The organism is Paraclostridium tenue, assembly GCF_039521565.1.
Classification (GTDB): Bacteria; Bacillota; Clostridia; order Peptostreptococcales; family Peptostreptococcaceae; genus Paraclostridium; species Paraclostridium tenue.
The window spans coordinates 78479-99501 of the sequence record NZ_BAAACP010000005.1 but is presented as its reverse complement, the minus strand read 5'-3'; the positions used below and the strand labels follow the sequence as shown (position 1 = coordinate 99501).

The following is a 21023-nucleotide window of genomic DNA, read 5'->3' as shown; positions in this document are numbered from 1 at the left end:
ATAAAATATACAGTATAAGAATAAATTAATATTAGAAATGAGATGATAACATGTATCTAGATTTAACTAATAAACAAATAATGATACTTGAGTTTATAAAAGATCAATTAACTCAAAAGGGATATCCACCTTCAGTAAGGGAAATATGTGCTGCTGTAGATTTAAGGTCAACATCTACTGTACACTCTCACTTAAATAAGCTTGAAAAGTTAGGTTACATAAGAAGAGATGCTACAAAGCCTAGGGCAATTGAAGTATTAGATTCAAATAAAGGTGAAGGTGTTAATGGATTAAATCAAGAAATATTGCACTTGCCTGTTATAGGACAAATAACAGCAGGTGAACCAATATTTGCTGAACAAAATATAGAAGAATACATACCGCTTCCTGCAAATCTTGTTGTAGGTAAAGAAAATTTCATATTAAAAGTTAAGGGTGAAAGTATGATAAATTCTGGAATATTAGATGGTGATTACGTTATAGTAGATAAAGCTAGTACTGCATCTAATTCACAAATAGTAGTTGCTCTAGTTGGTCAAGATAGTGCTACTGTTAAGCGTTTTTTCAGAGAAGAAAATCATATAAGATTACAACCGGAAAATGACTTTATGGAACCTATAATATTGGATCCATCAGAAGTTAATATAATAGGTCATGTAAAAGGTGTTTTTAGAGTAATAAAATAAAGAAATATGTGAATATACACATATTTCTTTATTTTTTATATACTAAAATGGCACATTAAATAAGTTAACATTTTTATATAAATATAATATAATATTAATATATAGAATATATAGATTTTTCAGTTAATTTGCAGGAGGGAGATTATGAGAAGAAATTCTGAAAAGATAGCTATATTTATACTTATCCCTATGCTCTTACTTACTTTAGTTATGACTCTTAGCAATATGTAATATAAAAATAAATGAGCTATATATTTTATATAGCTCATTTATTTTTGTTAATACTTATATTAAGTGCTTATATTGTTTTAAAAAATCTTTTATAGCTTGTGTAATTATTTCTTGTTTAGAATACTTAGAATTACTACATAATCTTTCAAACTCTTCCCATGTAGATTTTTCTACCTGTACTCTAGTCGCTTTTAAATTGTTCATATTACATTTTTCTATATTAATATCCTTTTTCGTTTTAGGTTGTAGAGATTTTATATCTTTTACACTTAAATACCAATCATAAACCTCGCATAGCTTATCTAAGTCTTCTGCACTAACATTTACTTTAGCAGGTTTAGATTTATAAACCTTATTACTATTTTTTTTTGTTTCTTTTTTAGTATCTTTAGATTTAGTTTTATTTACATTTTTTTTATCAGCTTTTTTCACAGAATCTATAGTAAGTTCTAATTGTTTAATATTATTAGCACTATTGTATTCTTCTTTTTTTACATATTTTCCTTTAACTGACTTATAACCATGTTTATTTAAAAAACGTCTTAAAGGTCTAACTTCAGAGTTCAATTCAATAGCAATCTCATCTATTGTCATTCCTTTATTTTGTAACTTTAGAAACTTATCTAATTTTTGTTTTTCTGTCACTTTTCATCCCTCCAAACTAATCAATATAGATTATACCATGTATTTGATATTAAATACAAAAAAACTCCAAACATACATTCGGAGTTTAATTAACATTAACTTCATATTTTATTTCTACTCTTCTAGATTTATTTCTATCTATACTTCCATCTTTACTTTCTATTGGTTCAGCTTTAGATCTACCTATAGCTATTATATCATTGGTTAGCTTATCTTTATATTTATAATCTCCTATTTCTTTTCCAACAATATAATTAACTACACTAAAAGCTCTTCTTTGTGATAAATCAAGATTATATATATATGTACCTACATCGTCTGTATGACCTTCTACAACTATCTTAGATATGTAGTCTCCATAATCCTTATATATAGTTTCAACATACTTTGGAACGAATATTTTTAATATCTCTTTAGCTTCTGATTTTAACTCATAACTATCCGTATCAAATAAAGCCGTTTCTCCAAAGGTTACTTCTCCACTTTCCTTATCAATTTCTACTGGAATTCCATTTTCTTTTAAAGTTGTTTTTACTGATTCATTAATACTATTGGCAATACCTTGCTCTACCCCACCAACCATACTTTCAGAACTAATTAAAAACATTATAACAACCATTAAAACAGTTGCTAATAAATCTGTAAAAGTAGGCCAAAAATTGCTATGTTCTTCTTCTTTATTCACAGTTCTTTTATATCTATTTATCATATCTTAATTCCTCTGTTTGATCTAATTCTTCTTCATCTAACTCGTCTAAATCAAAAGTTTGGTTGGGATTTTCTAATTCATTTAATTGATTTATTTCAAATTTATTGTCATATTGATAAGTTTTGTTAGCTTCTAATGATTTTGAAATGTCTAAAGCTTCTTTATATATGTCTATATACTTAAATACAAGTTCTAATTGACTTGTTATTGACTTAGCTTGTTTATCAATAGTATTAGTTAAAATTTTTATATCATCTTTTAAATTAATATTAACTTCGTTTAGGTTCTTCTGTTTTAAAAGTAAATTATTTTCATAAGATATTAACTTCATCATAAGATCTTGTATATTTCTTTCATATAAAGCAAAACCTGCATTAACATCTCGTATATATTCTTTTATAGTAATTTGACTTTGATTTACAGCTTTAATATCTTTAGATGATTCTTTTATGTTTAAAACAATTTCATTATAGATTTCGCTTTGAGACTCATATGTATCAAATAACTTAACGAATTTTAGGTTAAGTATACTAAATTGTTTATCTAATTTTCTTACACTTTGATCAAAATTCTTTATAGAATCGTGAGATCCATTTAACATTATTCCTAGTTTTTCTATAGAAGATATAAAATCATCATTAAAATCGTGTAAATCTTTAGATATTTTATCAAATCTTTCTATAGCACTTATAGCTTTACTTATATCTTTTATACAAACCTTTATTTCATTAAGCTTAGCTTCTAGTACTTTACCTTTATCATTACTAGCTTTAACTGTCATTATATTTTCTAATTTAAGCATTAATTGAAGTAATATATTTTCACAGTTTTTAAATTTTATATATGAATTAATGAGTATAGAACATATTATACCCACTATACTAGTCGCAAAGGCTATTTGCATGCTTCCTATAGCTAACGTCATTGAATTAACTATATCACTTTTATCAATACTTGCAAGAGTTATAGTAAGGCCTACAAATGTACCTAAAACCCCTAATAAAATACAAAGTGATGGTGAATGCTTAATCGCTTTTATTTCGTCTATTATAATTTTTTTATCTTTAGAAAAATCAGATATTACCTCTTCAACAAATGTATTCATATTTATTTGTGAGTAAGGATATGATACTTTATAATTTTCGTATTTACTATTAGCTATTTTTAATATGCTACTTTCCTCTTGATTTAAGTTCAGTTCTTTTAGCTTCTCACTTATAAAGCTATAAATATTGTTATTTTTAATTATATTTAGTACTGAATATAATAATGTTATACCTATAAAGATTAATGTTATAGGATTTGTAAATATAGATGTGAATAAATTAATTACTATATTGCCCATATTAACCTCCTTAATTGTATTTTAATAATATATATGTACAAATTTATTAAAATAGACAAAAATTAAGGAGATGACTTAAATATAGATTAAGTACATCTCCTAAGATAATAAATATTATGTATTTTTTATTTAATATGTTACTTATTCATAGTATAAAAAAATTAATTCAGTGAATAATACTATTAGTTAGATTTGAAGTTGGAAAGGCTCCAATGCTCTACTTAAGATTTAAGTAATGGTGAGAGATGCAGGATAAGCCGCCCTGCCAAATCTAATTTAGATAGAAGAGTACCTATTTGGGTACTCTTCATTTATTTAAAATTGTATAAAATAGACATTGACATAAATTTTTGTATTATGTAAAATGTTAAAGGAATTGAATAAACTGTATTTACTCTTGTTGAGGGAGTAGCTAGCATGAAATATGTGATTAGATCAACATAATGACTATCTAAAGTCTGGTTTAATCTTAAATAGCGAGACTCATACACGATTTATTTCGTGTATAAGTCTCGTTTTTTTTGTGCATATTAAAAAAAGTTAAGGAGGAATAAATTTATGAGCTTAGTATCAATTTTATTAACTTCATTTGCTCTATCGATGGATGCATTTGCAGTATCAGTAACAAAAGGTATAACAATAAAAAATATAACTAAAAAAATTGCATTTAAAATTGCATTCTTCTTTGGATTATTTCAAGGTGGCATGCCTTTAATTGGATGGTTGCTTGGTATAAAATTCGAAAAATACATAAAGGCATTTGATCATTGGATAGCACTAATTTTACTTTCATTTTTAGGAATTAAGATGATTTATGAATCTATAAAAGATAGTAAACAGCAAAATAATAATGAAAACTCTGAAGTTGCAATGGACATAGATAAATTTACTAACCATGAAATTAATATGAAAGATTTAATTGCTTTATCTATAGCTACTAGTATAGATGCACTTGCTGTTGGCGTTAGTTTTGCATTTTTAAGCATTAATATAACACCAGTTGTTATCACAATAGCTGTTATAACATTTATAATGTGTTTTATAGGTGTTTTAATAGGAAATAAAATAGGATATAAGCTAAAAGATTATGCAGGAATTGTAGGTGGTGTAATACTTATACTTATAGGATTTAACATTTTCAATGAACATACTGGATTTTTATTTGATTTGTTTAAATAAAAATGTATATATGCATAAAAAGGCTATGAGAACAAATGTTCTCATAGCCTTTTTTATGCATTATTTTATTAATCCAAATTCATAATTAGTAGTTTGTATATATTTTTCACCTTTTTTTAGAATAGAATTTTTTAAAAAAGTTTGATTATATCCTATTGGAGGATTTTGAGTTTCAAAACAAATTCCATATCTTGTATTATTTCTAGTATTATTATATAGAAGTTCTCCATTAGTAAAATTCATACTGTATATAACTACATAATTTTGATTTGTTGTTATTTTCATGTACCTTCCTGAATTAATATCTTTCATGCATATAATATCTTGTGTTTTATTGTCTTTTAATACAAAAGGATGATCATAGCCATTTGCTAACTTTATTTGGTTATGATTAGAATCTATTCTATTTCCTATTTTAGTTGTTTTTCTAAAATCAAAAGGTGTATTAGATACATCAAGTTGTTTACCTGTTGGAACTCCTGTTTCATCTATTTCTAATATATAATCACTGTCAATTTTTAAAAGTTGATTTGTTATAGGATTTTTTAAGTTTCCACTTAGATTAAAGTATGTATGATTAGTCATGTTAACTAAAGTATCTTCATCACTAGTAGCTTCGTAAACTATACTTAAATTATTATTGTTATCTAGTGTATAAGTAACCATCATATCTAAATTACCTGGATATCCTTCTTCCATATGATAACTTTTAGATTTAAGTTCTAAAGAAATTTTATCCTTATATTTTACAACATTTAAATCCCATACTTTTTTATCAAACCCTATATTTCCTCCATGTCCTTGATTATTTTCATAGTTTTTAGATAGTATATATGTATTTTTGTTTAATTTAAATTCACCTTTATATATTCTACCGGCTGTTCTTCCTATTATAGCTCCAAAATAAGATGGATTTTTTATATAATCCTTAATATATTTAAATCCCACTACTATGTTTTCAAATTTTTTATTTTTATCAGGAGTTAATATTTTAGTTATTATTCCTCCGTAATTAAGAACAGATATACTTATTGCATTATCATTTTTAATTGTATATAAACATATATCTGATTCTTTGTATTTTAATATAAACTCTTTACAAACCTCTATAGTTATCCCCCCCTAAATAAATTACTTAGTTATATTATCAACATTAAATTCTAAAAATCCATCTACAATCATGTTATGTAATTTTTCTTCATATAGATTACTTAAATTTTCATCTATATATAATATATACTTTGGAACATACTCATCTTCCTCTTCTAATTTATTATTTATAACTTCAAAAGGAGCAAGTAGTATTTGATCAAAATTTAAAATTAGTTGTGGTAACTTATCAAATACTTCTTTACTGTTATCATAGTCTTCATCTGCTAATTTTTCATAAGCTTCATAACTCTTTTTATAATATAAGCTTGCTAACATATACTGGCATTTTTTATTTCCAAGCTTAGCACCTTCTTTAAAATATTTCTCAGCTTCTAAATCTTCATTTAACTTTAAACTTAATTGTCCTAAGTTAAATATTGATTCTATACATTCTTTTAATCTTGGCTTTTCATACCAGTACTTAGCACTTACATAATCTTTATAATAAATACTATATATTATACCTAACATGTGTTGTGAGTAGATATTATCTTCATTTGCAGGAACTTCAAACATCTTTTTAGCAAGTTCATAATCTTCATTCTCAAAAGCAATTTTTCCTAAATGTATTCTAGCATTTATATGTTCATCATTAACTGCTTTTTCATAGAAATTTCTAGCTTCTTCATAGTTTTCTAAATTTTCATATATAACACCTAACCTATATAATGATTCTACGTCATTATTATCAGATGCTTTTTTATAATATTTTATAGCATTATCATAATCTTTTAAATCCTCGTATATATTTGCTAATTTAATTTGTACTGATAAAAAATCATCTATTTTTAAATAATATTTTATAGCTTCATCTATTTCATTAGTTTGAGCATATAAATCTCCAAGATTTTCTATAGCCTCAATTATGCCACCTTCTATAGCTTTTTCATATAATTTTATAGCTTCTTCATAATTCTTCTCTTCAAATAAAATTCCAGCTAAGTTATTTGTAGCCTGAATTATATTATTTTCTGATGCTTCTTTATAGTATTTCTTAGCTTCATCTAAATTACTATCTTTATTGTATATATTTGCTAATTTATAACCTGCTAACTTATTATTTTTTTCATAAGCATTTTTATAATATTTTATAGCATCTTCATAATGCTCTTGTTCATCATATATATAAGCCAATCTGTAATTGCAATCTATATTTCCTTTTTCTGCACCTTTTTTATAATAAATTTTAGCTTCATCTAAATCATTATCCTCTTCTAGTAATAGCCCCAAATTAAAACATGCTTTTTCATATCCTATTTTATATAGTTGCTTATAGTAAGATATAGCTTCCTTATAATCTTCATGTTCTTGATAAGTTAAAGCTAAATTATATTTTGCATAAGTGTTTCCTAATATGGCTCCTTTTTTATAACTATCAAAAGCTTTATCACAATCATTTAGTGTTTCATATAATATTCCTAAATTATAAAATGCATCTGATAATTTGCCATTGCTAGCTTCTTTTAACCATTTTAAAGACCTATTATAATCTCCTAGTTTAAAGTGTACTACACCTAAATTGTTTTGTGCTTTTAAATGACCTAGCATAGCTACTTTTTCATACCAGTAGATACAATATTCATAAGCATTTAGTTTATAGTACATATTCCCTAAATCATAAGCAGCATCTTCTATACCATTTTTAAAAGCTGCTTTAAACCATTTTTCAGCTTCTTCAAGATTACCCTCATCTACATATAATTTAGCTAAATTATATTGAGCTTTATTATAATCATTTACAGAAGCTTGAATTAATAAATCTATCGCTTCATTTAGCCTTCCTAATTTAATATAGAAATTTGCTTTAGTATATAAAACTTTAGGATCTGTTGGTATATTTTTAATTTTTTTTATTGAAAATTTAATATTATTCATAAGCTACTCCATACCTACCTTTAAAATTTATACTTATACAATATTTTACCATAATACCTATATATTATATTAGTTAAAGTTTATATATTAGTATTTTTTACTGATATTTTGATATAATGATATAATCTTATATAGTATAAATAGGAGGATTATTATGAATTTAGATTTATTATTTAAGATATTAGTTGCTATAGTGGCTATTGGAATAGTTATAAAATGTATTAGATTTATTGGAGGAATGTTGTTTAGAATTGCTTTGATAGGACTTTGCATATTATTTTTATATAATTTATTAATACATATTTAAATTTTTTGTATCTATAATTTATTAGTTTTTTACACATACTATTTATATAAAGGAGGTAAATCTATGATTTTAAAGAAATTAAGAATTATATTATCAATAATTTTAATTATCTCTGCAAGTAGTATAAGCGTTGTTTCCGCTTTTAACACTGAGGCTCCACCTCCAGTTAGTAATGAATATATTAAGGAATTAGAAATTATAGATAATAATATGTACCTATTAATTAAATCTATTGCTACAAGAAATTTTGATGAAGATAAAATTATTAAGCAGATTAAATTTATAGAGACATTAATCAATAATTTAAGTCTTAAAACTGCGAAACTTTCTCAAGAAGATAATGATGTGATTCTTGCTATGCAAGCTATATTGAACTACTATAAAATTTCTATTATAAATATAAAAGATTATTTAAACAATAAAGATGCTGATGAGTTAATAGATTCTATCACTTCTTTTTCATTAGGATATAACTCTTCATCCAGTTTAAGAAGAATTATAGGAGAAGCGAGACAGTAAGTCTCGCTTTAAATTTGCAATCTTCTTTTTATACAAGGACATGCAATTTTTTATATGTTTTTATCATACATTCTATTAATAAGTGAATTATAAACGTAGTAATCTTAAACTTGTTTTAAGATATAATGAACGACTAGTTAATTGTTTAGAGTGAACCTGGCCTAAGTATATTTTATTGTTTTTATAAAAAAAGTAGAACCTTTAGTGAGACTCTACTTTTTCAAACATTTCTATTAATCTTTTTCTAATATATCAAAGAATATACTCTCAAACTCTCCAGTTTTAACTGCATGTTGATTACAAGAAGGACCAGTAGCATTTTTATTCCATCTAAGAACTCCTCTTTTAAGTGAACGTTCACTTTTCTTTTCTTAACGTACACTATCCCACTCATAAGTTTTCTTTAAACGTCTTACACTTCTATTTGTTATATTTAATTTTCTAGCTATTTTAACAATTTAAGATCTTTTTATAAAGTTTGTATGCTTTGTCTCCTTTAACATTTATAGCTCTAGCCATATCACCACCTCGCTTACTCGGCTCATTTGTTGTTTTGTAAAATAAAAATGATTCCTATAATTAATAGAAATCAGATTTATCTAAATAGGGTATTTAATTATCAGCGTATTGATGTTGATTATATTGAATAGTAGCTCTTATATGCTTATTTTGATTACTATCATAGTGATATGTTACTAAAACAGTATTATCATTTACGTCCGGCTTGTCAACTGCATGCAATAAAAATGCTATTGAGTTATTTTCAAAAATAACCATTGCAGATTTCTCTGGTCCTAAATAGTCGCTTTTACCTAAAGTATCAATATTTGCTAAAGCCGCATCTTTAGATATGCTGTAAAAATTTTCAAAGTCTTTATCCGTTACTGAAAAAGATCCCAAGTTTTCTATTTCATATTTACTTTTTTTTACATTATTATCACGGTTTTTAGATTCTCGTTTATCCCCACAACCTATTAATAAAGTAATCATAATACCCATTAAAAATAAGCCCGCTATTTTCCTCATATTTAACCCACCTCCGAAATACATAATACGGTTACTCCGAAGATTTATTTATCTATTTTTAAAAACTTAATACTAAAAATAAGGAATCAGAAGAAGTAGTTTAGATGGATATAAAGGTATTTTTAAGTTTATCATGTAAAATGGCTGTACATCTATACCGACTTATAAAAGAAAATCCTATGACTTATATAAAACTGCCTAAAGCTAACAAAATTGAAGATTTCAATAGAATACTTCAAAGATTTCCACTTGGTCATAAACTACACATTCAATTGCAAATAGCATTCCATACTGGACTTAGGGCATCTGAGGTGTGGGTTTAACTTGGGATAATATTGATTTTGCAAGTAAAACACTTACAGTTGAAAAAACATTACTCACTAAAAGTGCCAAGGTATCAGAGTTTCAATCACCTAAAACAAATAGTTCTCTTAGAACTATTCATATAGGATATACACTATGTAATTCATTGAAAGAAAAGAAATAAAATTTGGCAAAAGGAAAACAAACTAAAATATGGTGAATTCTATATTTATTCTGAACATGATTTTGTATGTTTAGACGAAAATGGTGAATTTGTTACTACTATGAACTTTAGACAACTATGTTATGTGGTTAATAAAGACTTAGGTATAGATTTTAATTTTCATATGTTAAGACATATTCACTCTACCCTATTGTTTGTTAATGGAGCTAATCCGAAAGATATACAAGAGCGTTTAGGTCACAGTATAATAGATATTACGTTAAATACTTATTCTCACTTAACTAAAAAGATAAAAAAAGAAACTGTTAATATATTTGAAGACGCCATAAAATAAATATTGCCACCATTTTTAATCTATGGTGGCAAATGGGTGTCAATTTGCTAATATAAAAACAAATTTAAAACCTAAATATGTTGCAATTACTTATTTTATACTATTTAAATCTATGTAAGCTTCTATTTGTGGTATATATAACATATTGTCTTTTATATGAGTATTTCCAAATTCTTTTAACTCCAATCCCTTATCATCTTTAGTTATTTTATATTTTACAACCTGATTTTCCTCATTTACATCACCAAAGAAATATGTACCTTCATATTGTTTAAATCTAAAATTGAAATTATCTCTAGTTAGCTTTATTTTTAAATTTTTCATAACTTATTCCTTTCGATAGTAATTTAATGTTTACATTATCTTATAAGAAAAAATAAATTTATTCAAGGGTGTAAATGAATTTAAATTATTAAATATCATTTTTAACTTATAGTTATTTTTATTGAATCCTTATTTTTAGTTTGTATATGAGCTATATCACCAGTTAAATTAGAATCTAGTGCATGAGTTACAACTTTAGATAAATTTTCAGTATCAACTATATCACTTTTTAAATTTAGCCAATTGAGTCCATTAATTTTAATCATTCTTTTTACAAACTCAACAGGAAACTTAAGATAAATTTTATCTCCACTATTTGATAAAATTCTTATTCTAAAAAGTATATTTTCTTCCAAATTATTAAATTTATTAACCACCTAATCCCCTCCTCTTTTACTTTTATTAATATGATTTAACTATTTAATAATATAACTTTTATTTAACGTGTTATTTTAAAAGTTTAGATATATATTTTTTTGAAAAAATACTGATTTTAAATTATTATTCAAAAATACATAAGATATTTACTATTATTTAAATGTATATTTTTATAAAAAATTTTGAAAATTATATTTCAAAACATTATAAGTGTAACTCCTAAAGCAATTCATTATTTAAAGTGAATTTTATTTTAAAAGTAAGATGCTTAAGATACTATAACTAATAATTAAAATACAATATACATAATATAAAGCACATGAATTTAACAATAAAAAATTGTTATTTTAAAAAATTTATAAAATATCCAGTATTTTCTTTTAATTTCATCATATATTGCAATGTTTTGAGGAGTGTGTAAAATTAAATTAAACAAAACATTTTCCTAATTAAAACTTAATATTAATACTAAAAATTTTACGAAATGAGAGGATATTTTATGAACCAACAAGAACTAAAAAGATTTAACTTCAATAGCTGGGCTTATATAATCAGCTATGCATTTATGGGACTTATGAGTGGAGTAGCATTCGACATTTTGGTAACATTTTTACAGCAAGTTAATATCTCTACAGCAAGGTCATTCTCTACAAAGAACAGGCAAGTTCATTGACAGAAAATATAAAAGGTATGAGTTCTTACCAATTACATGAGTTTGTGTTAGCTCAAAGAGATATTTTACTTATGTTTGTTATAATAGCTTTACTGTCTCTTATACCTTTATTATTTATAAAAGAGAAAAAACAAGATTATTATGAAGAGACTCATGAAAAAAGAAAATTTGATTGGTCTATATTTAAAAATAAATATGTTTTATTATGGTTAGTATATTTTGCAATGATAAGATTTGGGGCATCATTGATTGTTCCTTACTTTTCAGTATTTTTAAATAATGAACTTGGAATATCAAGAGCTACTACTTCACATCTTGTATCTTCTCAATATTTTGCAATGGTAATGTTCTTATTTATATCACCTTGGGTTGTAAAAAAACTTGGTAATGTTATTGCACTTGGAGGTCTTGCACTTTTATCTATACCATTTATGTTAATTATAGCTAATGGTAAAATATTTGGTGGAGCCATGATTTTTGCTGTTGGGGCTGGATTATTCTTTAGATCTGGATTTATGAACTGTGCAAATCCAATAATGAACTCCCTTCCAATGGAATTTGTTTCTAAGAATACAAGACCAGCATATAATTCTCTTATATTCGTAGCTGGTGGTGTTACTTCAATAATAGCTGGTCAATTTACCAAGTTTTTCTTATTTAAAATACCTGGAGGATATTCAAAAGCTTATTATATAACAGCAGTTATATATACATTAGCAGCAATATTATTATTAGGTGTCTATACTAAAAGGTATAATAGACATAAAAATGATAAAAAAGAAGACAAAGTTGCATAAACTTATTCATAAACTTATTAAGGAACTAGCTTTAGCTAGTTCTTTTTATTTTATACAAATAAAACTTTTATTAAATTTCGTTTTATGTTAAAATCTTTCTAGTGTTTAATTAAAATTTTACTACTATATTTTATAGTATGTACGAAGGGAAGATTGATTAAATTGTTTAATTATATTAAATTTGCTATTTTCCAATTTGTGGGGTTCATATTATCATTATTTAAGTTAAATAAGTTTTTAAAATCTCCTGATAAATATACAATGGAAAATAAATTTAGATTTTTAAAAAATCAAGCTAAAAATTCTTTAAAACTAGTAAATATTAATGTTAATATACTTGGAAAAGATAAAATTCCTAAAGAACCTGTGTTATTTGTTGTTAATCATTCTAGTATGTTAGATAGCTATATATTAATTTCTAGTGTTGATAGACCTATTGGATGTATAATAGCTGATGAACCAATTTGGAAAAAGATGCCTATAGTTAATAAATGGGCTTCTGTAATAAAAAGTATATATATTAATAGGCATAATAATAGAGAGGCTTTAAATAGCATTTTAGAAGCTTCTAATAACATTATAAATGGTCATAGTATGGCTGTATTTCCAGAAGGAGATTTAACATGGATAAAAGATTCAAAATCTATAGTTTCTGAGTTTAAAAGTGGAGCTTTAAAAATTGCATATAAGGCAAGATGTCCTATAGTTCCATTAGTTATAAAAAATTCTAGAAAAACTTATAGTGGTTATAAACCTATAGGTAAAATTAAATCTATAAATGTTGAAATAGAATTTTTAGAACCTGTATATCTACATATAAATAATCCTAAAATTAAAACTATGGATTTAGCAAAATTAATAAGAGAAGATATGATAAATACTATTTTAGAATTTAATAATAAATATAAAAAAAGTGCTACATCAATATAGTTGTAGCACTTTTTTATTTATAATACTGTTATTTCATCATTAGGGGATATTATACCTTCCTTTATAACCTTTACAAAGATTCCTTCTCTTGGCATAACACAATCTCCAGTTTTTTTCTTTATATCACAACCCCCATGACATTTTTTACCTATTTGCGTAACTTCAACTTCACATTCCCCAATTTTAAGTCTCTGTCCTACTGGCAATTTATAAACATCTATGCCTTCTGTTGTTATATTTTCTGCAAAATCCCCAGATTTTAATTCATTAAATCCTTTAGATCTCATCTTATCTATGCTTTCTTTTGATAATAAGCTTATTTGTCTATGCCAATTACCAGCATGAGCATCTCCAACTATTCCATGGTCAACTTTTAACTTGGCTTCATTTACAGGTGTTTTAATTACACCTTTTCTATCACTTATATTTATTGATACAATCTTAGCCATAATATGCCCCACTTTCAATGTTATTTTTATCTTTTGTATATATAGCTTGTCTAACTAATTCCTTAAACATAAGAGGTTTATTTATATAATTTTTTATATCAACACCAGTATTTGAGTGAATACATGTTTTTATATATCCATTTTCATCTAATATAACTTCATTACACCCTCTACAAATATTAAAATCATTGTGAGTATCTATACTAATTATTCCTTTAGCATTATCTAAACTATAATATTTATATCTTTGGTTTACATAATTCATTTCATGTAAACCTTCTATGTTATTTATTATATTTTGTATATTTACATATCCTCTTTTAAAAAAGTTAATAGAACTAGATTCTGGAATTAATTCTGTAAAGTTTACTTCTACTGGTAAGCATCTTGTTAAATAAATAAAATCTAATATTTCATCAATATTAAAATCATTTATAAGAGTACAAATTATTTTTGTATTTAATCTTATATTTATGCATTTATCTATAGTTTCTAAAACTTCATTAATATTTATTTGATGGTTTAATTTTTTGTATTTATATTGTTTTAAAGACTCTAGCCTTATAGCTATATTAGTAAGTCCATAAGATTTTAATTTACTTACTTTATCGCTAATTCCTTTTCCATCAGTTATTATACTTATATAGTCTATATTGCACTCATTTTTTATATAGTAAATTAAATCATATAATTTTAATTCATCAATACTGTCATCTAAATCTAAATCAATCATATTTATACCAAGTTTAGTTACACCATCTATAATAAACTTTAAATCATTTATACTTAAAATAGAATTTTTACCTAATGATATAATAAGTTTATTTACTTCTCTATTATACCTATCCATCATAATTACAACACCTCTTTATAAGAAGTATATATTACTTCCTATCTTTTCTATGAGAAAGTTCTCCATTGTTTTTTACTAATAATATTTCAGCCATTATACCAAATGCTATTTCTTCTACACTACTTGAAGATATATTAAGTCCTATAGGTGCATAAACCTTATCTAATAAGTTTCTAGATATTCCTTCACCAATAAGTTCGTCTTTTAAAGATTTCCATTTTTTTCGACTACCTATCATTCCTATATAAGCTACATCTGAGTTTATTATTTCTCTTAAAGCTTCTATATCTTTTTCATACCCTCTAGTAGCTATAACCACATATGTATTATCACTTAAGTTAATTCCATTTAATATTTTTTTTATATCTCCTGAATAAACTTCATCTACACCTTTAAACCTTTCTTCATTAGCAAATTCACTTCTATCATCAACCACTATAGTGTAAAAGTTTAAACTATTAGTAATTTTATATAAAGCATGGCCTATATGTCCACCTCCAATAATTAAAAGCTTAGGTTTTGGCTTAAATACTTTTATGTACCCTTTAATATAGCCACCACATTTCATAGTAGTTTCTAAGGTTTCTTCATTTAGAGAATATTCAAAATTAAAATCTTCTCCACTTTTTATACAATCTCTACATTTATTTATAACTGAATGTTCTACTAGTCCACCACCAATAGTTCCCATTATGCTTTCATCTTTAAAAAATGCCATAGTAGCTCCTTGCTTTCCTGGGCTAGATCCTTTAACTTGTGTAAGTGTAACAAAACAAACACGATTTCCATTTTCTAATTCTTCATATATTCTCTTTAATATATCTTCACACATTATATGTCACTCCAATTCATTAAAATAGCCTCTAGTACTCCACCAGCTATACATCTTGCTTTATCTGATATTGTCTCGCAATTTTTAAGTTCATCGATTCTAGGATCTATATCAGCAATTTTTAAGTTTTTAGTCACATTACTTCCATTTCTTATTATACCTCTTAAAAGTCCATCCATAGTAGCTAATACATCTACATATTTATTACCCGTATTTATAGTTGCTATAACTTGATTTTTCTTTACTATATCACCTATATCACAAATATTTTTTATAATTCCTGATTCTTTTGAATATACAACTCTTTCTTTACTAAATCCACTTATATTACCAGGTGTTCCTGTATTTTTAATCGCAAAACCATTGTCTATTATCTTACCTAAATTATGACCTCTCATAGTTTCTATAACAAAATCAACATCTTTTCCTGCAAAGAATCCAGGTCCTAATCCAATAGTAATAGGGGCCATATTAATCGTAGTTCCTAAATTTTTTTTAGCGATTATTGCATCTACTACAACTTTAGGTTTTAGCTTATAAATTAAATCACCCTTTGGATCAATAGCTACACAAACATTTTTTAATTTAAAAGCATGTTTCAATTCTTGTTCATTTTTTACAAATTTACATGTGACATTATCTATGCATACCTCACCATCATAAATAGCTTCACTAAAACAGACTTTACGTCTTATAGATAAGGGGTTTTTAACTTCTAATGCTAAGACGTTAAAACCACATCTATTAAGTTTATGAATAACACCAGTTGCTATATCTCCAGCACCTCTGACTATAATAAGCTTATCAATCATTTGTTCCCCCTTATTAACTTTTTAAATATTAATACCATTATACAATATATGTACATATTTTTTTAAATAAATTTACATAATTCTACAAATAAAAAATGGATATCTAAAATTTTAGATATCCATTTTTTTATTTACTTATTTAATACTAATTTTTTAGATTTTTTACAATAAATCTGTATTATCATAGGCATAGATTCTATACTTATATAAGCTAAAGTACAAGATAATAGTGATGCTATTAAAATTGAAAATTTAGCTAAATTTATAACTTGTAAATTCCCTGTAAATGCAATTTCTGTTACAAATATAGACATTGTAAATCCTATACCGGCTATTAAAGAAACTAAAAATATTGATGACCATCTAGAATCTTTTGGCTTTTCAGCTATATGAAACTTAGTTGATAAATAGGTAAATAACATAATTCCAAGTGGCTTTCCTATAACAAGTCCTAATATTACACCACTCATTAAATTCTCAGCATTTACCATATTAAAGCTTATATCTAAACTTATACCTGTATTTGAAAAAGCAAATAATGGAAGTATTATAAAATTACATAAAGGTGTGAAAATTCTTTCTACCTTTTTAGTTACATCAAACTTGCTATTTTTATTTTTTCTTCTAGTAGGAAGCATCATAGCTAATATAACTCCAGATATAGTTGCATGTATACCACTTAGATAAAGTAAAGCCCAAAGAATTAATCCTAAAATTAAATAAGGCATTAAAAAGTCTTTTTTACTTAGCTTATTTAATAACACTATAAAACCTACAATTATAAGTGCAAATCCTAAAGCATAATAATTAAAATCTGATGAATATAAAAATGCTATCATAAGTATTGATAATAAATCATCTACAACTGCCAATGATAATAAAAATATTTTTAGTGAAGAACTTAATTTGTTTTTAAATATCATAAAAACTCCAATTGCAAAAGCTATATCTGTAGATATAGGTATTCCAACTCCTGAAGAATAAGGAGTTTTTGAGTTAAATAAGAAAAATATTATAGCTGGAAAAATAACACCTCCACAAGCAGCAATTATAGGAAAAGCAGCTTTTTTTATATTTGAAAGATTTCCATATAATATTTCTTTTTTTATCTCACATCCAACAACTAAGAAAAATATAGCCATAAAAAAATCATTGACAATCATATGTAAGTTAAAATGATTGAATACAATTATTTCTTCAAATAAGTAATTATACAAACTAACCAAAGGACTATTAGCAATTATTAGTGCAGCTAAAGTAGCTATAAAAAGTAATACTCCTGGTAAAAGCCTCTGATTCTGTTAACCTTGCCTTTTTCTTGTTAAATGTTTTTAAAGCTTTAGTATTTTGATAATCTAAATTCATTTCTATTCCCCCCTAAATAATGTTAAATATCAAAACTAACATTAATTCTAGTACAATATAGTTCGTATTTCTAGTGATTTAACAATATATATGTTAATTTTCGTTTTGCTTTTTTCGATATTTTAGTACAAAGGTGTTTTAAATTTATAAATTATTCGTTTTTTTAAAATTATATTAACATTAAATGAGTAAATTAATTTTAAAAGTTAATATCTTTGTTTTATTTTGTCATCATACTTAATCAATTAAATAAATCACTAATACTTAATAAAATTCATACTATATTTAATAAAAGTAAGGAGGCTTTTTATGACATCTTTTATTCTTTATAGCATTTGTATAATTCTTTGTATGATTTCGTTTAAAAAAGATAAAGAAAAAACTAAACAAGCTTTTATAAATGGACTTAAATCTCTTGAGAATATAATGCCTCAGTTTCTTTTTATAGCCATACTAGTTGGAATAATTTTATCTATTTTAGATCCAGCTTCCATATCAAATCTAATAGGTAAAGACTCTGCTTTATCTGGAATAACTATTTCTTCTATTCTAGGTTCCATTACTACAATTCCTACATTTGTAGCATTTTCTATTGGAGATTCATTACTAAAAAGTGGTGCTGGATATGCTCAGGTTGCAGCATTTATTTCAACTTCTACAATGGTTGGTGTATTAACATTCTCTTTAGAAGCTAAGTATATAGGTATAAAATCAGCTTTTTATAGAAACTTCATTGCATTTATATTTTCATTTGTAGTTGCAATAATGATAGGAGGTATTTTAGGATAATGAATGTAAAAATTCTAATTAATAGATATAAATACTTCTTAATAAGCTTTTTAGTATGTATAATAATATACTTTGTAGATAGTAATTTAGGAATTAATATTTTTATTAGTACTAAATCTAGCATAGTTCAAATGTTATCTGTCCTACCAGCTATAATGATTCTTTTAGGTCTTTTAGATGTTTGGATTCCTAAAGAGTATTTTATAAAATATATGGGGTTAAATTCTGGAATTATTGGAATTGCTTTAGCCTTTTTAATTGCATTTTTTTCTGCTGGGCCTATGTATGCAGCATTTCCATTTACATCTTTACTTATAAAAAAAGGAGTTAAATTTTCTAATATAATAATTTTTTTAAATGCTTGGTGTGTTACTAAATTTTCTACTTTATTATTTGAAATTAGCTCATTAGGTTATGAATTTACATTAATTAGACTCATTGTTGATATTCCAGGAGTTATAATTATGGGATATATAGTTAATTATATTGTAAATAGAAAAAGGGCTATAGATTAAATCTACCTCCCTTTTATATAAAATATTTTAAATATGCTTATTTGATTATAATTTTATTATTGTATATATATATCTATAGTTTTTCTACCCCAATCATAAGCTTTACCTTCACTATTCATAAATATATCTATTTTATTTCCTTTTATAGCTCCACCACAATCTTCAGCTACAAATGTTTGGTTAAACTTAGGTATATAAACTTTAGTTCCATATGGTATAATTCTAGGGTCTACTGCTATGGTTCCCCATTTAGGTACTGTTCCTGTTGAAGTTATACTATCTCCTGCATAAGCTGTTGCTACTACACTCATATGTTTCCCTGATAAAGATTTGTTTGAAGCTAATTCACTGTTTGATGAAGTGTTTGAAATTTGCTTAGACTCTATTTTGTTATTTACTTGTTTAGATGTAGCTACTACAACTTCTTCAACTACCTTAGTTCCTTTTTTAATTATTTTATCTTGTGGTTTTTTAGATACTAATTCTTTTGAGAATTTTTTTTCTACCAACTTACCATTATGATATACAACATCATATATCAAATTATTTTTACCTTTTGAGCCTTCCTGAGCTACTAAAGATTTACCTTTTAATAAGTTTTTATCTTGTATTACTTTAGTTTCAAAATCTACTTCTTTATATTTAGAAATAGTTCCTTTCGACACACTTACAAGTTCTATAACCATATTATCTTCTAGTTTTGTATCCAATTTAACAGATTCTTTTTTATTTCCATTTAAGTTTAGTTTAATTATGTCATTTTCACCAAATTTTAAATCATGTTCTTTTATAACTTCATCTATAGTATATTTAAAAGTAGAAATTTCTTTCGATTCTTTATTAGAAATTATTTTTATATCCTTTTTTGCAGTTTCATATCCATAAAATAACCCTCCAATTATAGTTAGGGTACTAAACAATCCTATTAAAATTTTCTTATTTTTTATATACATAAAATCTCCTTTCTTATTTTTATTAACCTTGTATAGTAATGTATATTAAAGGAATTTTTAAAATATGTAACCTTTTTGTAACTTTTGGAATTGATAAAAACATAAAAAAATAGCATAACCCAGTTATTTACTGAATTACACTATTTTAAATTTATAAAACAACTTTTACTTTTTTATTTATGCTTATAGATTTATAGTCTACATTACAATCATATGCAATGATATTTACTCCTTTTAAGCTAGCATTTTTTAATGTATCTGCAAATTCTTTATGCATTTTAGTATTAGGTGTAAAGTATTTAACACCTTTCATTTGTATTACAAATAGTATATAGCTTATATATCCATCTTTACTAGCTTCTACAAGCTCATTAATATGCTTAACACCTCTTTCAGTCTTTGCATCTGGAAATAATACTACACCATCTTCTTCTAAAGTAACACCTTTTATCTCTACAAAAGCCTTCTTATTTTCAGTTTCTATATAAATATCAAATCTAGAAGATTTATATGTTTTTTCAGCTTTTATATAGGTAATTTCTTCATTTAAGCCTGGTAGTATTATATCTTTATTAACTAAAGCTTCATAAGCTACTTTATTTGGTACTTGAGAATCCATATTAATAAGTCTATTTCCTTTTATAACACTTATTAAAGAATATTTTGTTTTTCTATTTGGATTATCGTGTTCTTGAAGATATACTGTGCATCCTTCAATTAACAATTCTTTGCATTTGCCAGTATTTTTAACATGAACTATTTCTTCTTTTCCATTTATCATACAGTGTGCTATAAATCTATTAGGCCTTTTTATAAAAGTAGCCTTTACCATATTTTCATATACCATTTTATATCTTC

Annotated in this window: 25 protein-coding genes and 1 pseudogene; 11 read left to right on the top strand and 15 right to left on the bottom strand. The window is 25.0% G+C overall.

Annotated elements, in window-relative coordinates:
- The first annotated feature begins 50 nt into the window (after window positions 1–50).
- Window positions 51–686, top strand: a complete 636-nt coding sequence (gene lexA, locus ABFX13_RS05490) for a transcriptional repressor LexA (RefSeq protein ID WP_346043593.1) — start codon at window positions 51–53, stop codon at window positions 684–686.
- A 285-nt stretch (window positions 687–971) separates the two neighbouring features.
- Here the strand turns inward: lexA and ABFX13_RS05485 are convergent, their stop codons facing one another.
- The 3 genes from ABFX13_RS05485 to ABFX13_RS05475 form a co-directional block, all read right to left on the bottom strand.
- The gene (locus tag ABFX13_RS05485) at window positions 972–1562 is read right to left on the bottom strand and encodes a DNA-binding protein (protein WP_346043591.1); all 591 of its coding nucleotides are present in this window, start codon (window positions 1560–1562) and stop codon (window positions 972–974) included.
- A gap of 85 nt (window positions 1563–1647) precedes the next feature.
- Window positions 1648–2271, bottom strand: a complete 624-nt coding sequence (locus ABFX13_RS05480) for an OmpA family protein (RefSeq protein ID WP_346043589.1) — start codon at window positions 2269–2271, stop codon at window positions 1648–1650.
- The gene (locus tag ABFX13_RS05475) at window positions 2261–3616 is read right to left on the bottom strand and encodes a MotA/TolQ/ExbB proton channel family protein (protein ID WP_346043586.1); all 1356 of its coding nucleotides are present in this window, start codon (window positions 3614–3616) and stop codon (window positions 2261–2263) included. The genes ABFX13_RS05480 and ABFX13_RS05475 overlap by 11 nt, the downstream gene beginning before the upstream one ends.
- A gap of 558 nt (window positions 3617–4174) precedes the next feature.
- Here ABFX13_RS05475 and ABFX13_RS05470 point away from each other — a divergent pair.
- Complete coding sequence (locus tag ABFX13_RS05470) at window positions 4175–4795, top strand: manganese efflux pump MntP (RefSeq protein ID WP_346043584.1); 621 nt, start codon at window positions 4175–4177, stop codon at window positions 4793–4795.
- Between the two features lie 60 nt (window positions 4796–4855).
- Here the strand turns inward: ABFX13_RS05470 and ABFX13_RS05465 are convergent, their stop codons facing one another.
- The gene (locus tag ABFX13_RS05465; protein ID WP_346043774.1) at window positions 4856–5845 is read right to left on the bottom strand and encodes an aldose epimerase family protein; all 990 of its coding nucleotides are present in this window, start codon (window positions 5843–5845) and stop codon (window positions 4856–4858) included.
- 81 nt (window positions 5846–5926) lie between these two features.
- On the bottom strand, window positions 5927–7822 hold the full coding sequence (locus tag ABFX13_RS05460; protein WP_346043582.1) for a tetratricopeptide repeat protein: 1896 nt from the start codon (window positions 7820–7822) through the stop codon (window positions 5927–5929).
- Window positions 7823–7976: 154 nt separating this feature from the next.
- Here ABFX13_RS05460 and ABFX13_RS05455 point away from each other — a divergent pair, with 154 nt between their 5' ends.
- Together ABFX13_RS05455 and ABFX13_RS05450 are read left to right on the top strand one after the other, a co-directional pair.
- Window positions 7977–8129, top strand: coding sequence for a hypothetical protein (locus ABFX13_RS05455; protein WP_346043580.1), 153 nt, complete (start codon window positions 7977–7979; stop codon window positions 8127–8129).
- 63 nt (window positions 8130–8192) lie between these two features.
- Window positions 8193–8648, top strand: a complete 456-nt coding sequence (locus tag ABFX13_RS05450; protein ID WP_346043578.1) for a hypothetical protein — start codon at window positions 8193–8195, stop codon at window positions 8646–8648.
- A gap of 612 nt (window positions 8649–9260) precedes the next feature.
- Here the strand turns inward: ABFX13_RS05450 and ABFX13_RS05445 are convergent.
- Window positions 9261–9674, bottom strand: a complete 414-nt coding sequence (locus ABFX13_RS05445) for a hypothetical protein (RefSeq protein WP_346043576.1) — start codon at window positions 9672–9674, stop codon at window positions 9261–9263.
- 104 nt (window positions 9675–9778) lie between these two features.
- On the opposite strand from ABFX13_RS05445, the gene ABFX13_RS05440 reads away from it, so the two are divergent.
- From ABFX13_RS05440 to ABFX13_RS05430, 3 genes are read left to right on the top strand one after another with little or no spacing between them, the layout of a single operon-like run.
- Window positions 9779–9997 carry a hypothetical protein gene (locus ABFX13_RS05440; RefSeq protein WP_346043573.1) on the top strand — a complete coding sequence of 73 codons (219 nt, stop codon included), beginning with the start codon at window positions 9779–9781 and terminating at the stop codon, window positions 9995–9997.
- Complete coding sequence (locus ABFX13_RS05435) at window positions 9988–10161, top strand: site-specific integrase (RefSeq protein WP_346043571.1); 174 nt, start codon at window positions 9988–9990, stop codon at window positions 10159–10161. The genes ABFX13_RS05440 and ABFX13_RS05435 overlap by 10 nt, the downstream gene beginning before the upstream one ends.
- 1 nt (window position 10162) lies before the next feature.
- Window positions 10163–10495: a tyrosine-type recombinase/integrase gene (locus tag ABFX13_RS05430; protein ID WP_346043772.1), complete on the top strand. Its 333-nt coding sequence runs from the start codon at window positions 10163–10165 to the stop codon at window positions 10493–10495.
- 90 nt (window positions 10496–10585) lie between these two features.
- Here ABFX13_RS05430 and ABFX13_RS05425 read toward each other — a convergent pair whose 3' ends face one another.
- Together ABFX13_RS05425 and ABFX13_RS05420 are read right to left on the bottom strand one after the other, a co-directional pair.
- Window positions 10586–10819, bottom strand: coding sequence for a hypothetical protein (locus ABFX13_RS05425; protein ID WP_270648010.1), 234 nt, complete (start codon window positions 10817–10819; stop codon window positions 10586–10588).
- Window positions 10820–10920: 101 nt separating this feature from the next.
- Window positions 10921–11196, bottom strand: a complete 276-nt coding sequence (locus tag ABFX13_RS05420) for a hypothetical protein (protein WP_346043568.1) — start codon at window positions 11194–11196, stop codon at window positions 10921–10923.
- Between the two features lie 691 nt (window positions 11197–11887).
- Between ABFX13_RS05420 and ABFX13_RS05415 the strand changes: the two genes are divergently transcribed.
- Both ABFX13_RS05415 and ABFX13_RS05410 read left to right on the top strand, forming a co-directional pair.
- Complete coding sequence (locus ABFX13_RS05415; protein WP_346043566.1) at window positions 11888–12667, top strand: MFS transporter; 780 nt, start codon at window positions 11888–11890, stop codon at window positions 12665–12667.
- A gap of 198 nt (window positions 12668–12865) precedes the next feature.
- A complete protein-coding gene (locus ABFX13_RS05410; RefSeq protein ID WP_346043563.1) occupies window positions 12866–13597 on the top strand; it encodes a lysophospholipid acyltransferase family protein in 732 nt (243 codons plus the stop codon).
- A 17-nt stretch (window positions 13598–13614) separates the two neighbouring features.
- Here the strand turns inward: ABFX13_RS05410 and ABFX13_RS05405 are convergent, their stop codons facing one another.
- From ABFX13_RS05405 to nhaA, 5 genes and pseudogenes are all read right to left on the bottom strand, one after another.
- Window positions 13615–14046: an MOSC domain-containing protein gene (locus ABFX13_RS05405; RefSeq protein WP_346043560.1), complete on the bottom strand. Its 432-nt coding sequence runs from the start codon at window positions 14044–14046 to the stop codon at window positions 13615–13617.
- Entirely contained in the window at window positions 14039–14899 is an 861-nt protein-coding gene (locus tag ABFX13_RS05400) for a radical SAM protein (protein ID WP_346043558.1), read from the bottom strand. The genes ABFX13_RS05405 and ABFX13_RS05400 overlap by 8 nt, the downstream gene beginning before the upstream one ends.
- Before the next feature lie 31 nt (window positions 14900–14930).
- Window positions 14931–15731: an XdhC family protein gene (locus tag ABFX13_RS05395; protein ID WP_346043552.1), complete on the bottom strand. Its 801-nt coding sequence runs from the start codon at window positions 15729–15731 to the stop codon at window positions 14931–14933.
- Complete coding sequence (yqeB, locus tag ABFX13_RS05390) at window positions 15731–16543, bottom strand: selenium-dependent molybdenum cofactor biosynthesis protein YqeB (protein WP_346043550.1); 813 nt, start codon at window positions 16541–16543, stop codon at window positions 15731–15733. The genes ABFX13_RS05395 and yqeB overlap by 1 nt, the downstream gene beginning before the upstream one ends.
- Before the next feature lie 131 nt (window positions 16544–16674).
- Window positions 16675–17814 (bottom strand): annotated as a pseudogene (gene nhaA / locus ABFX13_RS05385) (Na+/H+ antiporter NhaA); the annotation flags it as partial.
- 403 nt (window positions 17815–18217) lie between these two features.
- On the opposite strand from nhaA, the gene ABFX13_RS05380 reads away from it, so the two are divergent.
- Window positions 18218–18697, top strand: a complete 480-nt coding sequence (locus tag ABFX13_RS05380; protein ID WP_346043548.1) for a permease — start codon at window positions 18218–18220, stop codon at window positions 18695–18697.
- A complete protein-coding gene (locus ABFX13_RS05375; RefSeq protein ID WP_346043546.1) occupies window positions 18697–19212 on the top strand; it encodes a permease in 516 nt (171 codons plus the stop codon). The genes ABFX13_RS05380 and ABFX13_RS05375 overlap by 1 nt, the downstream gene beginning before the upstream one ends.
- Before the next feature lie 56 nt (window positions 19213–19268).
- Here ABFX13_RS05375 and ABFX13_RS05370 read toward each other — a convergent pair whose 3' ends face one another.
- Both ABFX13_RS05370 and sfsA read right to left on the bottom strand, forming a co-directional pair.
- Entirely contained in the window at window positions 19269–20165 is an 897-nt protein-coding gene (locus ABFX13_RS05370) for a 3D domain-containing protein (protein ID WP_346043544.1), read from the bottom strand.
- A gap of 151 nt (window positions 20166–20316) precedes the next feature.
- Window positions 20317–21012 carry a DNA/RNA nuclease SfsA gene (gene sfsA, locus ABFX13_RS05365; protein WP_346043541.1) on the bottom strand — a complete coding sequence of 232 codons (696 nt, stop codon included), beginning with the start codon at window positions 21010–21012 and terminating at the stop codon, window positions 20317–20319.
- Window positions 21013–21023 lie beyond the last annotated feature (11 nt).